The organism is Luteimicrobium album (assembly GCF_030161555.1).
Taxonomy (GTDB): Bacteria; Actinomycetota; Actinomycetes; order Actinomycetales; family Cellulomonadaceae; genus Luteimicrobium; species Luteimicrobium album.
This window is the reverse complement of the sequence record NZ_BSUK01000001.1, coordinates 2,670,346-2,684,848: the sequence shown is the minus strand read 5'-3', so window position 1 is coordinate 2,684,848 and position 14,503 is coordinate 2,670,346. Positions and strand designations below refer to the sequence as shown.

At 69.4% G+C, this 14,503-nt stretch carries 12 protein-coding genes and 2 pseudogenes; 4 read left to right on the top strand and 10 right to left on the bottom strand.

Translation table 11 applies throughout. The annotated features are described in order from the left end of the window. The first annotated feature begins 16 nt into the window (after positions 1-16). A complete protein-coding gene (locus QQK45_RS13825; RefSeq protein ID WP_284293742.1) occupies positions 17-973 on the top strand; it encodes a GT-D fold domain-containing glycosyltransferase in 957 nt (318 codons plus the stop codon). Positions 974-982: 9 nt separating this feature from the next. Here QQK45_RS13825 and QQK45_RS13820 read toward each other — a convergent pair whose 3' ends face one another. The 9 genes and pseudogenes from QQK45_RS13820 to QQK45_RS13785 all read right to left on the bottom strand — a co-directional run bounded on the left by QQK45_RS13820 (position 983) and on the right by QQK45_RS13785 (position 9,889). Beyond that, the gene (locus QQK45_RS13820; protein WP_284293741.1) at positions 983-1,765 is read right to left on the bottom strand and encodes a LicD family protein; all 783 of its coding nucleotides are present in this window, start codon (positions 1,763-1,765) and stop codon (positions 983-985) included. Positions 1,766-1,929: 164 nt separating this feature from the next. Then, a pseudogene (locus tag QQK45_RS23290) lies at positions 1,930-2,223 on the bottom strand (galactose-binding domain-containing protein); the annotation flags it as partial. A gap of 289 nt (positions 2,224-2,512) precedes the next feature. After that, positions 2,513-4,714 carry a CDP-glycerol glycerophosphotransferase family protein gene (locus QQK45_RS13815; protein WP_284293740.1) on the bottom strand — a complete coding sequence of 734 codons (2,202 nt, stop codon included), beginning with the start codon at positions 4,712-4,714 and terminating at the stop codon, positions 2,513-2,515. Between the two features lie 803 nt (positions 4,715-5,517). Then, a pseudogene (locus QQK45_RS23285) lies at positions 5,518-6,045 on the bottom strand (glycosyltransferase family 2 protein); the annotation flags it as partial. A gap of 51 nt (positions 6,046-6,096) precedes the next feature. Then, complete coding sequence (locus tag QQK45_RS13805; RefSeq protein WP_284293738.1) at positions 6,097-6,789, bottom strand: phosphocholine cytidylyltransferase family protein; 693 nt, start codon at positions 6,787-6,789, stop codon at positions 6,097-6,099. Position 6,790: 1 nt separating this feature from the next. After that, complete coding sequence (locus QQK45_RS13800) at positions 6,791-7,126, bottom strand: hypothetical protein (RefSeq protein ID WP_284293737.1); 336 nt, start codon at positions 7,124-7,126, stop codon at positions 6,791-6,793. After that, complete coding sequence (locus QQK45_RS13795) at positions 7,093-8,070, bottom strand: CDP-glycerol glycerophosphotransferase family protein (RefSeq protein WP_284293736.1); 978 nt, start codon at positions 8,068-8,070, stop codon at positions 7,093-7,095. Before QQK45_RS13795 ends, QQK45_RS13800 begins: the two co-directional genes overlap by 34 nt. Before the next feature lie 6 nt (positions 8,071-8,076). Further along, positions 8,077-8,931 carry an ABC transporter ATP-binding protein gene (locus tag QQK45_RS13790; RefSeq protein ID WP_284293735.1) on the bottom strand — a complete coding sequence of 285 codons (855 nt, stop codon included), beginning with the start codon at positions 8,929-8,931 and terminating at the stop codon, positions 8,077-8,079. After that, positions 8,924-9,889: an ABC transporter permease gene (locus QQK45_RS13785; protein ID WP_284293734.1), complete on the bottom strand. Its 966-nt coding sequence runs from the start codon at positions 9,887-9,889 to the stop codon at positions 8,924-8,926. The genes QQK45_RS13790 and QQK45_RS13785 overlap by 8 nt, the downstream gene beginning before the upstream one ends. Positions 9,890-10,100: 211 nt before the next feature. Between QQK45_RS13785 and QQK45_RS13780 the strand changes: the two genes are divergently transcribed. From QQK45_RS13780 to QQK45_RS13770, 3 genes are read left to right on the top strand one after another with little or no spacing between them, the layout of a single operon-like run. Further along, a complete protein-coding gene (locus QQK45_RS13780) occupies positions 10,101-10,793 on the top strand; it encodes an IspD/TarI family cytidylyltransferase (RefSeq protein WP_284293733.1) in 693 nt (230 codons plus the stop codon). Further along, the gene (locus QQK45_RS13775) at positions 10,786-11,514 is read left to right on the top strand and encodes an SDR family NAD(P)-dependent oxidoreductase (RefSeq protein WP_284293732.1); all 729 of its coding nucleotides are present in this window, start codon (positions 10,786-10,788) and stop codon (positions 11,512-11,514) included. The genes QQK45_RS13780 and QQK45_RS13775 overlap by 8 nt, the downstream gene beginning before the upstream one ends. Continuing rightward, positions 11,511-13,259 carry a CDP-glycerol glycerophosphotransferase family protein gene (locus QQK45_RS13770; protein WP_284293731.1) on the top strand — a complete coding sequence of 583 codons (1,749 nt, stop codon included), beginning with the start codon at positions 11,511-11,513 and terminating at the stop codon, positions 13,257-13,259. The genes QQK45_RS13775 and QQK45_RS13770 overlap by 4 nt, the downstream gene beginning before the upstream one ends. Positions 13,260-13,268: 9 nt before the next feature. Here QQK45_RS13770 and QQK45_RS13765 read toward each other — a convergent pair whose 3' ends face one another. Continuing rightward, entirely contained in the window at positions 13,269-14,270 is a 1,002-nt protein-coding gene (locus tag QQK45_RS13765; RefSeq protein WP_284293730.1) for a CDP-glycerol glycerophosphotransferase family protein, read from the bottom strand. Positions 14,271-14,503 lie beyond the last annotated feature (233 nt).

The window sequence follows — 14,503 nt, the reverse complement described above, 5'->3', positions numbered from 1 at the left end:
CCCACCGGAGGTTGCTGTGCGCTGGCGCAGGAAGACCACACGCCGTCTGCTCCTGGAAGCCACGCAGAAGCAGACGAAGAAGCTCGACGAACTCATCCGGATCGAGAAGGCACAGCTTGCCGCCATCGACCACCTTCGCGGGCAACGGACCGACGCCGTGCTCGCGCACCTCGCGGAGATCGAGTCGGAGTCGGCCGAAGCGAGGCGGAACCTCCAGGCGATCCGCTCGGCCGTGGCCTCGGCGACGTTGCACGAAGTCTCGACCTTCTACGCCGAGCGGCAGCTCGACTTCATAGCGACGCTCGAAGCCGTGCGAGACGACGAGCTCTCGCTCACTCGCTTCGGTGACGGCGAGATCCGCATGATGCTGCGCCCTGAGTACCGGCTCCGGTTCCAGCAGAACCGGCCCGAGCTGCAGCGGGCGCTGCGCGCGATCCTCACGGAGCCGGCGGAACGGACCATAGTCGCGCTCCCCACCTTGTACCACGACCGACACTGGGCAGGTGTCTGGTCCGACTTGTGGCCCGACTTTCGCGAGATCGGCGAGGGATTGCCTCGTTTCGGGAATGCGCACGTTTCGCGCCCACTCTTCTTCCAGCTCTACGGCGACCTTGGCGTGGCGCTCTGGCGGTCGATCTGGGACGGTCGCAGCGCGACCGTGGTGACCGGAGAAGGCTCACGCTTCGAGCTCCTCCCTGCACTCTTCGACGGTCTCAGCGGCGCGCGCTTCGTGCGCACGACGCCGACGGACGCCTTCGCGGAGCTCACGAGCATCCTGGAGCAGCTCGAGGACGACGACTCGGACCTCGTCCTCATCGCGCTCGGTCCGGCGGGATCCGTGCTCGCCCATCTCCTCGCCGCGCGCGGGCGAAGGGCGCTCGACATCGGGCACCTCAGCGACAGCTACCTGAACGTCTTCGAAGGAGGACGGTGGCCCGAGGAGAAGGATCTGACGGCACCGCCGCAGCTCTGATACCCGCGTTCAGGAAGCGAGCTTCCACGGCCAGTCGTAGTACGGGTCCGCGACACCCCAGCCGTCGCCGTACCGCTCGGCGAGGAAGCCCTTCGGATCCGCGGGAGCCCGGAGCGTCTCACCTCGGAACGCCAGCGTCGAGGCGGGCAGGACGAGTGCCGCGTCGATGTCCCTCAGCTTCATCTTCTCCATGTGGAGGCGGGCACGGTCGCCCTGGATGAGCACAGGGAACAGGTCGACGTGGAGCTTCGTCTTCGGGTCGGTCAGATGCAGGTTGAGCGCGGTGGGGCTCTCGTTGCGCCAGATCTTCCAGCCGCGCTCGAGGAGCTTCTCGCACAGCGCGTCGATGAGTGGCCGTGCGTCGTCGCGGTCCACCGCGTCGATCGGGTAGATCATGTCGATGTCGTCGTCATGGACCAGGAAGTCGCCCTCGCGCACCACCCCCAGCAGCGTCCCGTAGCTCATCATGAGCGGGACTCCGAGCGACTCGAACTCGTCGGTGACGCGGCGCATGAGTGCGACATAGGCGTCGCCGTCCTTGCGCAGCGCGCCCACCTCGCGTACGCCGTGCCGCGTCACCGTCAGCTCACCGGCCCCGAGCCGCGCCGATGCGTGGTTGAGCTCACGGGCGAGGCGGTCGAGCGCGGCACGGCTCGGTAGTGCCGCGGCGAAAGACCGGAAGCTGGTAGCCGTGTCCATCCGGAGACGCTCCAGCACCAGCAGGTGGGCGAGGAGGGTCCACTCGTCGTCCGACAGCTCGACCTCGGCCGTCGGTCCACCGGTGGGGAGCACCGCGTACAGGAGCCGTTGTTCCTCGGCGTCGTCGGTGAGCGGGCCTTCCGAGGACCGTTCAGCGAGCAGGCGGACGACCTCCTGCGTAGTGCCGCAGCGTCACTACCGCGCGCTTCGCGCAGGACCAGACCCGTCAACCGTTCCACGAGCGCGAGCGTGCGGTCGGCCGCCTCAGGGCTGCTGGCGTCACCGACGGTCTGCCATGTGCCGCTCTCGTCGAGCACGGCGACCTGGAGGGCGCGCGCCAGGGACCCGAAGGCATCCATGCGGTTGTAGACGCGTACCTCGTCGATCTGGGCGGCCGTCTCGAACCGGACGGACCACCACGGGTTGAGCTGGTCGCCGGTCCGGATCCCGCCGAACTCCAGGCCACGGCGCGGTGCGATCGCCGGTTTGCCGATGCTGCTCTGCTCGACGTTGCGAACCGCAGGCGCAACGCGCTTTCCCTTGCGAGCCACGGTGACGCCCCGGAGCTCGAGCCGCTGCGCCGACGGGCCTGCGAGGAACACCTTCACACCGAGCACCGGCGACGCCGTGACAGGAACCCGCCACAGGCTCGCGTCGATCCCCCGAAGAAGCCGAGCGACGGCAGCAGCAGTGCGACCGGGTCAGCCGTGGACTGCAGCGCCTCGGCAGCGGGCGACGGTGTCGGCTGCGGGCCACGCCGTCGCCCCGAGAACCAGCGTCGAGCGTCCACATCGATCCCTTTCGTCTAGGTTGCGCGAGCGTACCAGCGCTCAGGGGGACCTAGGCCGTCGCAGCCCGGTCGCCGGCCACGGGCGCGGCCACGCCCAGCCCGGGAAGCTTCGCAAGCACCCGCTGGGAGGCATTCCCGTCGTCGAGAGGCGCGAACTCGGCGACGAAAAGGTCGTAGCGCTCGCCGAACTGTGTGCGGTTGTCCTCGACGAGCGCCGCCAGAACCTCGCCCGTGGTCGCGCACAGCGGCCCGGGAGCGATCTCGGCGAGATCGCGATAGAAGCCACGCGTCGTCGACGAGTACAGGGCCAGGTCCGGAACCAAGAAGTAGATCGGCTTCCGGGTCACGGCATAGTCGAACATGATCGACGAGTAGTCGGTGACCAGGGCGTCCGACGCGAGCATGAGGTCGTTGACGTCGGGATAGCTCGTGACGTCGATGACCTCGGGCGGCAGGGCCGCGGCCGACCCCGCTGTGTTGGAGTGGCCCCGATACAGGATGACGGTCCGACGCCCGGTGACGGCGGCGTCGGCCACCACCGCGTCGAAGTCGAGGTAGGTCACCCGACCGTAGCCGCCCGCGCCCTTGAGGTTGTCACGCCAGGTGGGCGCGTAGAGGAGGACCTGGACGTCGTCGTCGATGTCGAAGCCCGCGCGAAGGCGGCGGCGCACGTCAGCGGCGCCCGCGCCGAAGAGGCTGTCGTTGCGCGGATAACCCTCGACCAGCACCGGGCCGCGGTAGTCGAAGGCCTCGGGAAAGATCTCGGCCGAGTACTCGTTCTGTGCCAGCAGCACGTCCCAGGCCGCGGCCTCACGCACCATGAGCTCGCGGTAGGACAGGCTGAGGCTGGCTCCCGGGACGTCGTTGCCGATCCGCTTGAGCGGCGTCCCGTGCCACGTCTGGAGGTAGAGCTGGTGCTCCTTCTTCACGAAGAACCAGGGCCAGTTCGCGTTGTTGACCAGGTAACGCGCGCCGGCGAGGATGCGGAACCACTCGCGAGAGTGCCGCAGCACCGGGGTCGACCACTCCGGGACAGGCGTCGCCAGCGTGGCCACCGACCAGTACTGGGCGATGTCAGGGCGCGACCGGTGCAGCTCCGCGCTCAGGGCCAGGGGCGAGTCCCCGGCGGTCCGCCCGGAGAACGTCTCGAAGAGCACCGCATCGAGCGGTTCGGGCGGGAGCGCACGGTACTCCTCGATCATGCGGGCCTGATCTCGTCGGCTCCGCTCGTCCTCGGCGAAACGCGAGCGGAAACGCACCCAGGCCGCGCCCGCGCCCGGCGTCGAGGTCACGGTCGCAGCGATGCGGCCATTCTCGAGATCGAGGGGAAAGCCGTCCAGCAGCGTTCGAGACGCCGGCAGCCACAGCTCCTGGCCGTCGATGTCCGCCTTGATCACGAAGCCGAAGGTCGTCGACAGGGGGTTGCCACCACGGTCGTCCACCGGGAGGAGGACCGTGAACCGCCCGTCCGGGGCGACCACCAAGGGAGCAGAGACCTCGCCCGCCTTGCCGCTCAGCCGGAGCGTCATGTGCGACGTGTCGCGCGGAGCACGCAGCCATCCGCCGACCGACAGCCCGTCGTCCGTCAGATCGACGGCCGTGATCTGCCCCGTCGCGCGGCCCGACGAGACCAGCACGTTCCCATACTGGGTCGCTCCGAGAACCAGACCGACGACGTCCTCACGTGCAACTGCTGTCGATGCCTGTGCCCATGCGAGGCGACGGCTCACACCGCCGCATGTCGCCGCGATCTTCCAGGGCCGCAGGCCCCAGGACACGCGAGAGCCGACCTGGAGGTCGAACCGCACGATCGCACGGCCGTCGCGCGTCTCGACCTTGCCCGTCGAGGCCAACACGCCCGAGGTCGCCCGGAACGACGTGCCGGTCGCAGGCACCGACGCGAGCTCGAGCTCGACCTCACTGCCCGACACCCGGGCGCCGAGCACCGGGACACGGGCCGGCGAGATCCGGCGGACGGCGAGGTCCTGCGAAGCCTCCTGGCGCTCGACGCACCAGCGCCCGTCGACGGTGAGCGGGCCGAACGAGGGCAGCCGGCCTTCGCCTCGCGGGTCGGGGATCTCGAGCGGCGCCGAGCGGACCAGTCCGTCGACCTCGACCGACACGATGAACCGGTAGGTGTCCGCCGCGTCGAGCTCACCGATCGGGACGGCCGCGCTGAACCCGGACGCGAGGTGCTCGTTCCACGGGTCCCCCGCGCGTCGCTCCGTCGCGGGGTCGTCGTGTCGCTCCACGACGAGCTCGATCTCGTGGCCCCCGACGACACCGCCGTGACGGCGATCTCGGAGTGGTCGGCACGCGCGAGGTCGATGAACGAGAGGTATGCGCTCCCCGTCACGCGCACCGCGGACTCGTCGATCACGACGTCGTCGGTGTGGCTGACAACCTCGACGTCGACGGAGAGGTCGGAGACCACCTCGTCGGGTTCGAGATCGAGTCCGTCGAAGAACTCGGGTGCCAGGACGGGCCGTCCGTCCTGGACGACGCCAGGAACCTTCCAGGTCTGGGTCTCGCGGCGCACGACGAGGCGCGCGATATCGTCACGGTGTCCCTGGTACACGGCGGAGACGAACGGGCGGTCCGCCACGAGGACGTCGCGGATCACGTCATATCCCGCGTCGTCGAGGAAGCCGCGCACGCGTCCGCTCAGGAAGTCCCAGTACGTCTCGTCGGTACGCGGGATCTGCTCGTAGTAGAGGCGCATGTCGAAGCCGATGACCTTCGCCTGCCAGGAGCGACGGACATCCTCGGGGGCCTGGGCCATCGCGTCGTGCAGCGCGTCGATGACTGCCCAACGCCCGGACAGGTCCTCGATCGTCGCCTTCTGCTGCGTGATCGAGGACGTGTCGTCACGGACACGCCAGTGGTAGACGACCTCCGAGAGGACGTCGAACTTGCCGCCCAGGTACGCCTTGGCCGACGGGACCTGGTCTTCGTAGACGCCGGCCGGGTACTCCTTGACGACGCGGAGGAAGAACTCACGGCGGAAGAGCTTGTTCCAGGCGAAGACGTCCTTGAGGATCTCGACGTCGTCCGAGACGGATCGACCCTGCAGGGTCTTCGCGTGGACGCGCTTCGCCCACGGAGGCGTGTGCGTCCCGGTCGAGTCCCACCGCACGAGCGACCCGACCGCGAAGTCCGAGCCGCTCTCGAGGAGCGACTCGAGCATGACCTCGACTGCCCGGGGCGGAACCACGTCGTCGGAGTCGACGAACCAGAGGAACTCGCCCCGGGCGTGGCGGGCGCCAGTGTTGCGCGCGGCCCCGAGTCCACCGTTCGCCTGGTGGATGATCCGAACCCGCTTGTCGCGCCTCGCGATCGACTCGACGATCGCGATCGAGCTGTCCGGCGATCCGTCGTCGACAACCAGGACCTCGAGCCGAGGGTGCGTCTGAGCGAGGATCGAGTCAAGACACTCGGCGACGTACTTCTCGACGTTGTAGACCGGGACGACCACCGACACGAGGTGCCGGCGCCGGCGCAGGGCACGCAGCTCCGCCTGGGCCTTCCGGGGCGCGCGAGTCGCGACGCTGCGGAGGGTGTGCGTGACCGACGACGGCTTCATGCGTGCTGATACTCCTGCTCGGCGAGAACGGTGGACCCGGACCCGGACGGTCTAGACGAACTGGTTGGCCTTTTCCAGGTCCTCCTGGAAGTCGACCTCGACCGCGTAGAGGTCGGAGATGTCCACCGGGAGGAACCGGACGCCGTCCTTCTCGATCGCGAGCTCGAGGCCGCGCTCGAAGTAGTCCTGGTCCTCGGCCTCGTCGAGGCGCTCGACGAACGCCGCCTTGTCCTGCGGGGCCACGTAGTTGATGCCCACGGACTCGCCGAGCGCGTCCACGACCTGCTTCGAGATCTCTTTGATGTACCCGTCCGCGTCGACCGTGTACTTGACCTCCTCCTCGCCGACGGAAGCCGTGTTCACGCAGGTGAAGCTCTGGCCCTGCTCGATCAGCGGGCGCACCCGCTCGAGCACCTGAGGATCGAACACGACGTCGCCGTTGAGCCAGAGGACTCCGCGCTCACCGGTCAGCCGCAGCGCCTTGAGCAGGCTCTTGGACGTGTTGGTGACGTCGTACTGCGAGTTGTAGGCGAAGGTCGCGTCCGGGTTCGCCTCGAGGATCTGCTCGAGCTTGAAGCCGACGACGACCAGGACCTCGGCCTCGCTACCGAAGACGCTCCGCAGGTTGGCCATCTGCTGGGCGTGGATCGTCCGACCGTCCTTCAGCGGGGTGAGCGGCTTGGGGAACGGACGACCGAGCCGCGTCCCCATGCCCGCGGCCAGGATGACGACCTGTACTGACATCTCATGCACCCTTCTCGTCGGCCGCGCTGCTCGCGGCCACGGTGTCGATTGCTCGAGTCTCTCCTGACCTGCGCCCGATGACGTCGTGGCACGCCGCCACGAACCTCTTCGTCGCCGCGCCTGGAGCGACCTCGCCCAGGTAATAGCCGAGGAGCCGCTCCCGCGCCACGCGCGCGCCATCGTCGGCCATCAACGCGCCGACCTTAGCCGAGAACCGCCTGGCGTCATCGGCCGGCAACCCTGGCACGGCCTCGCGCAGCGGGCTCTGGCCCTGCCATACGCGTGAGTCCGCCGGCTCCGTGATCACGAGCGGCCTGTCGAGCGCGAGCCAGTCCACCGCGACACCGGAGATGTCGCACACGAGCAGGTCAGCATCGGCGAAGGACCGCGCGACCGGCACGCCGACGTCCACCCGGTGCCCACCGGGAGCTTCCGCCACGAGGCTACGGAGCTGCGCATCGGCGGCCGCGTACTCCGACGACCGGACCCCCGTGAGGGGTGGGGGCGGTACACGACGCGGAACCGGCCGTCGTCGAGCAGCGACCGGACGAGCGCCTCTCCGTGGGTCGCGACGCTGCCGTAGGCCGCCGTCGACTGCGGCCCCTCCCACGTCGGGGCGTAGAGGACCGTGCGGCGCGTGTCGCCGTTCGCCTCGCTGTGACCCAGGGTCTCGACCTCCTGGAGGAGCTCGTCGATCTGTGGTCGTCCGACCGGCAGACATCGCGCCGTGGCGTCGTAGTCCGCGACCGAGGCGGCAATCCTGTCGACAGCAGCCTGCCCCGCCACGAACGCGTAGTCGTACGCCTTGAGTTGGTTGGACACGGACACCGACTTGTCGCTGTCGCCGTGCATGAGCGACACGTGGACGAGCTGTCCCAGCCGCAGGTTCGTGAAGTTGGCGGGGTTGTGGTTGACGTAGAGGCAGAGGGCAATCGGGCTCCGGCTCAGGAGGTCGTCGAGGGTGGTCGACTCTGCCACCACGACGGCGTCCAGGCCGGAACGCTCCCGCACCGCGCGCGCGGTCCTGGAGTCCTGTAGCACGACCACGACGCCCAGCTCGGCGTCGAGCGCGCGCAGCGTCGGGTACCACTGCTCGATCTGATAGAGCGAGCCCGGCGGGTCGGGGAAGTACACCATGACGCGCTGCGGGAGGCTCCCACCGAGGAGGTCGGCGTCCTCGCCCAGGCGGTCCGGCTGGCCGGACGGGACCACGCCCAGGCGGCGCGCGGTGAGCCAGGCGCGCGAGCGAATACGACGCGCGACGGCGCGAGGCGACGGCATCGTCGGTCAGCTCTTCGCTCGCGACTTGGCCACGAACGCCTTGTACTGCGCGCAGACCTCCTTGGCGGGTCCGTCGGCGACGAGCTCGCCCTGGTGGACCCAGAGCACGCGCGAGCACATGGCCTCGACGGTCGCGAGCGAGTGGCTCACGAGGAACACCGTGCCGGCCTGCTCCCGGATCTTGTTGATGCGCTCCGTGCTCTTGTTGCGGAACGTCGCGTCGCCCGTGGCGAGGGCCTCGTCGATCATGAGGATGTCGGGGACCGCCGACGCTGAGATCGCGAACCGCAGGCGCGCCGCCATCCCCGACGAATAGGCCTTCATCGGCAGGTAGACGAAGTTGCCGATACCCGAGAAGTCGACGATGTCGTCAAAACTGGCCTCGACCTCCTGGGGCGTCATGCCCAGTGCAAGTCCGCCGATCATGATGTTGCGCTCGCCCGACAGGTCCCCCATGAGGACGGCGTTGACGCCCAGCAGGGACGGCTCGCCTGCGACGTACACCGAGCCCTTGGTAGGTGGAATCAGACCAGCGACCGCCCGCAGCAGCGTCGACTTGCCGGAGCCGTTGATGCCGACGATTCCGATGGACTCGCCGTGGCGCGCGACGAACGAGATGCCCTTGACCGCCTTGACCTCGCTCACCGAACCGACGTGCGACCGACCCTGGTTGAGGAGCTTGCGCACGAACGAGTCCTTGCGCTGGGTCGCCGTGCCCAGCTTCTTGCCGCCGAACACGCGGTAGGTGATGTGCAGGTCGTCCACGACCAGTGACGGCTTGGCGTCGTCGCGGATCTCGCGCGGGGCAGCGAGCGTGAGGTCTTCGGCGTCGACCTCGTAGTCGATCTCGGCGTCAGTCACGGCCGTAACGCTCCTCTCCACGCCAGAACAGCAGGAAGCCGACGACGATGAACGAGACGGCCCAGATGGCACCCCAGACCCAACGCGCGGGCGACTGCGGGATCGTGGGATCGTCCATCACGCACGAGCGCACCAGGTAGAGGAACACCGCGACGGGCTGGTAGTCGAGGATCTTCAGCCAGAACTCGTTCGTGACGTGTGTCGAGATGGTCCAGATGACACCCGATCCGTACATCAGCAGACGCATGACGAACGGGATGACGTTGTTGAGGTCCGGCGTGATCGCTACCCAGCGTGCGACGAAGAACGCACAGCCGATGTTGAACAACCACAACAGGGCCATGGCGGGCACGAGGAGCAGCCACTGCCACGTGATCGGGATCGAGTCCATGTCGGGGAGGAAGCCCGAACCGAATGCGAACGCGAGCATCACGATCGTCGCCGGAAGCGCGGTGAAGAGCTCCGACATAACGGACGACGTGGGGAGCACCGCACGCGGGAAGTGGACCGAGCGGACGAGGTTCATGTTCGAGCTGATCGACTTCGCACCCGCCGCGACCGACTGGTCGAAGAACCTGAACGTGAAAGTCCCCAGCACGATGAACGCGATGTGGTTGCCCACGCCCTTCGTCGTGTTCAGGATGAACCCGAAGATCAGCACGTACGTCAACGCGTTCAGCGCGGGATTGAGCAGCGACCAGAGCTGCCCGAGGTAGTTCGTCTGGTTGCGCGCGTAGGCCTTGGACCTCGCCAGGACCGCAGTGAACTGCCGTCGGGCCCAGAGGTTGCGCACGTACTCGCGCAGCGGCGGTCGGACGCCCATCTGCTTGAGGCCGTGCGTCTCGGCAAGGTGACGAAGCTGGTCCGAGGTGAGCGACGGCGTCACAGGAGCCGGGACGGCCCCGGTGGTCGCGGAGGCGGCGGGGGCGGGGGCCTTCCGCTGCGTCGGGACTGTCACGGGAACGAGGTGCTCCTTCGCTCGACCAGGCGGGGTACGAGGCCGGTCCACGACGACGCCCGTCGAAGACCGATACATCCTAACGGGAGCGCGCGCACGTCCTGCGCCGCTCACCGGCGCGGACGCCCATCCTCGCAGGTCGTTCACCGGTCGAGCACCTAGACTTTCCGGACGCGGGCCCCGCGACCGTCTCCCGGCGAGAGGAACGACGATGTACTCCCTGCTCCTGCTCAACGGCGGGATCGGCGCTCGGGTGGCTGCGGGCCGACCCAAGCAGCTCATCAAGGTCCGAGGCCTTCCCATCCTCGTCTACTCGCTGATCGCTGCCGACGCCGTGGCGGAGATCGACCAGATCGTCCTCAACTACCCCGACGGCTGGCGGGACGCCGTGGAACAGGTCGTCGCCGACTACGCGATCCGGACCCCCGTCACGTACGTGCCAGCGGGCGACACGCGCCACGACTCGGTCGCGAACATGCTGTCGTCGGCGACCAACGACGACGTCGTGATCCACGAGTCCGCCCGCCCCCTCGTGAGCGCCGCCGACTTCATGACCCTCCTCGCGGCCCCGGGTCGCAACGTGTCGCTGATGCTCGAGATCCCGTTCACGGTCGCACCCGTCGACCCCGCGACGCGGACGGTCACCGGGTACCTCGAGCGCTCGACCCTGCGCAACGTGCAGCTCCCCCAGAAGTTCGCCAAGGCGGACCTCGAGGACGCGCACCGCCGTGCGGCCGCGGACGGCCTGACGTTCACGGAGGACGCGACCCTCGTCGCGACCTCGGGCCACGAGGTCCGGTTCATCGACGGTTCCGACCGCAACATCAAGGTGACGACGCCGACCGACGTGCTGCTCGCCACGTTCCTGCTGGGGGGCCGTCCCGAGGAGGCCTGGAATGCCTGACGCGACCCCCGCCCCGTCCCGCACGCTCCTCGTCACCGGGGCGTCGCGGGGGATCGGGCTCGAGACCGCGCGCCGCTTCTTGCAGAACGATCCGGCGCTCACCAAGGTCTTCACGCTGGCGCGGCCGTCCCACGACTTCGACGACGCCGTCGCCGAGCTGCGCGCGCTCGCCCGGCCCGGGGTCGAGGTGGTCCGCTACGACGTGGACCTGGGCGACCGGGCCGCCGTCATCGATGTCGTCGACCGCGTCGCCGCCGAGCACGGCAATGTCGACCTTCTCGTCAACAACGCCGGTTACACGAAGCCTGTCCCGCTACAGCAGGTCGACTTCGCGGACTTCGAGCGGACCATCGCCGTCAACCTGTACGCGCCGTTCACGTTCGTTCAGGAGCTCCTGCGCCGAGGCAATCGCTTCGAGCTGATCGTGAACATCGCCTCCACCGCGGGGATCAACGGCCGCTCGGGCTGGCTCACGTACTCGGCGTCCAAGGCCGCCGTCATCAACATGAGCGAAGTCATGCGGTCCGAGCTCGCGATCTACGGCACGCGCGTGGCGTGCATCTCGCCCGGGCGCACCGCGACCGCGCTGCGACGGGTGCTCGCCCCCGACGAGGATCCGGCGACGATCATGCAACCGCAGGACGTGGCGGAGGTCATCGAGATGCTCGCCTCGCCGGTCGGCCGGTTCGTCGACTCGGCCAACCTCGTCGTCCGGCAGTGAGGGCACTCCTGCGGCACGTCCCGAGCGTCGCCGTCACCGCCCTCGCCGCGGCCGCGCTGCTGCTCGCCGCCGTCGATGCGCCGCTGTGGGTCGCCGTCGTCGTCGCCATGGTCGCGCTCGCGGGCACGCTGTGGCTCCTGCGTAGACGCCTGACGCGCCCGGGAACAGGCACCCTGGGCGCCTACGCACCCGCGCGCAGCATCGTCGCTGCGACCGTCGTGGTCTGCCTCGGCCGTACCGACCTGAGCGTCGCCGACTCCCTCGCCGTCTGCGCAACCGTCGCCGCCCTCGTCCTCGTGCCGTTCGAGCCCGCCGCGGGCCGGTTGTGGCGCGCGGGCACGCGACCCGTCGCGCACCTGCCCGGCGTCGAGCTGGACACCCCCGCCCGACGGCGCGGCGCGGCCACGGTCGTCCTCGGTGGCACCCTGGTCCTCGCCGTCTCCGCCGTGAGCGTCTTCGTCGCGTGGTGCGGGGTCGTGGCGTTCGTGGCCGCGTTCGTGCTCGCGGTCCTCACGGCATGGTGGACGCTCGACGCGATCCGTCGGCGTCCCGGGCTCCGGGACACGATCGCCGCGGGGCTCGAGGCCTACGCCGCTCCGGTCATGATCTATCTCACCGGTCCGGGTGGCACCGACTACCAGTTCAAGGTGTGGCAGGACCAGTTCGAGAATCTAGGGCTGCGCGCCGTCGTCGTCGTTCGGGAGACACCGCTCGCCTACAAGGTCGCCGAGCTCACGAGCCTGCCGGTGGTCGGGGCGTCCAGCCTCGCCGACCTCGAGGCCGTCCAGGTCCCGTCCTTCCGCGTGGCGCTGTACGTCAACAACGGCACCAAGAACACGCACAACATCCGGTACGGCGACCTCACGCACGTGCAGCTCCTGCACGGGGACAGCGACAAACCGTCGTCGTTCAACCCGGTGACCGCGATGTTCGACAAGGTGTTCGTCGCGGGGCAGGCCGGGATCGAGCGGTACTGGAACCACGGCATCCCGATCCCCCGCGAGAAGTTCGAGATCGTCGGGCGGCCCCAGGTCGCCGACATCGCGCTGGCGGGCGAGCGACCGGAGGGACCGTTCACGGTCTTGTACGGGCCGACGTGGACGGGCTTCAACGCCGACAACAACTTCGGCTCCCTCCACGTGGGCGCGGAGATCGTCCGCGGCCTGGTGCGGCGCGGATGGACCGTCATCTTCCGGCCGCACCCCTTCTCGCTGCGCGACGCCGCCTCGCGGGCCCACATCGCCGCGATCGAGGAGATCCTGCGCGCCGACGCGGCGTCGTCGGGCCGGGAGCACGTGTTTGGGGAGGACGCGAGCGCCACCATGACGCTCGTCGACTGCTTCAACGCGTCCGACGCCCTGGTGTCCGACGTCTCGTCGGTCCCCGCCGACTACCTGTACTCGGAGAAGCCGTTCGTCATCGTCCAGGTCGACGACGGACCGGTCGACGCGTTCCTCGCCGAGTTCGCGCTCGGCCGGGCCGCGTACGTGGCTCGAGCCGTCGAACCGGCGTCGATCGAAGCGGCCCTCGACGGGCTCGCGCACGACACGATGGCGGACGTCCGGCGCGAGATGCGCACCTTCTACCTCGGCGACATCCCACGCGAGACCTACGCGGAGGCGTTCCCGGCCGCGGTCCGCGCGCTCGTCGACGCCAATCCGGCGCCTGCCGTGCCGACGGAGCGTCTCGATCGCGGCGAGGAGCCGACGGACCCGCAGGAGGACGCGGACGACGAGGACGAGTGACCGCTCGGCCTACGGCACGCGGGCGTCGCTGTCCGCGAGGGCGATCATCCGCTCGCACGCGGTGACGAACGCCGCCATCGAGGCGCCGGGCGTCGTGTCACCCAGGTAGTACTCGAGCAGGGCATGGCGCGCGTCCCGGCCGGGGTCGTCCTCCAGCTCGGCGCGGAGCAGCCCTGCGGCGCCGGCCACGTCGGCCACCGCCAGGCGGGGCACGGTGTCCAGCAGGCGGGTGCTCGCGGTGACCGTCTCGGTGGACGTGGGCACGGTCACCACGAGCGGCCGTCCATTCGGCAACCAGTCCATCGCGACCGCCGACACGTCGCACACCAGCACGTCGGCCGCGGCGAACGCCTCGGCGAGCGACTCGTCGCCGCTGACCCGGTGCCCTGCCTGCGGCTGCGCCTCGGCCGCTCGGGCGAGCCTCTCGCGGATCGTCGCGTCGGCCTCGCCGTACGCGGCGTCACGAACGCCTGAGAGCGGGTGCGGCCGGTACACGACGTCGAACCCGCCGTCGTCGAGGAGACGCTCCACGAGCGCGAGCCCGTGCGTCGCGACCGAGCCGTACGCGGCCGTGGGCTGCGCGCCCTCCCAGGTCGGCGCGTACAGGACGGTTGCCCTGGCACCTGGTGCGACCGGGGGCCTCACGGCCGGCGTCTCAAGCTGCGGGCGCCCGACGATCACGGTGCGCGCGGGCGCGTCGAAGCGCGGCAGGTACCGGTCGAGACGGTCCACGGCGGCCTGTCCGGCGACGAACGAGAAGTCGTACGCCTTGGCCTGGTTGGACACCGAGATGATCTTGTCGCTGTCGCCGTGCAGCAGGGACACGTGCACCATCGACGCGAACCGCAGCATCGAGAAGTTGTCGGGGTTGTGGTTGACGTACAGCGCGAGGCGCACGTCGCTGCGCGAGTAGACGTCGTCGAGCGTCGCATACCGCGCGACGGTCACCACGCGCAACGGCGTCTCGGCCCGGATCGCGCGCGCAGTCCGCGAGTCGGCCGTGACCACCACGAGGGTGCGTCCGGTTCAGCTCGACCAGCGGGCCGTACCACTGCCGGAGCTGGTAGAGCCCGTCGGGGGTGTCCGAGAAGGGGACGACGATCTGCTCGTCGAAGCGGGTGCCGACCAGGTCGGCGTCTTCGCCGAGCCCGTCCGGGGTGCCGGCCGGCAGGAGCCCGAGCTTGCGGATCACTCCACCGCCCGCGGTCCGGATCCGGCGGTTGAGGCTCGCCCCGCGGGCCTTG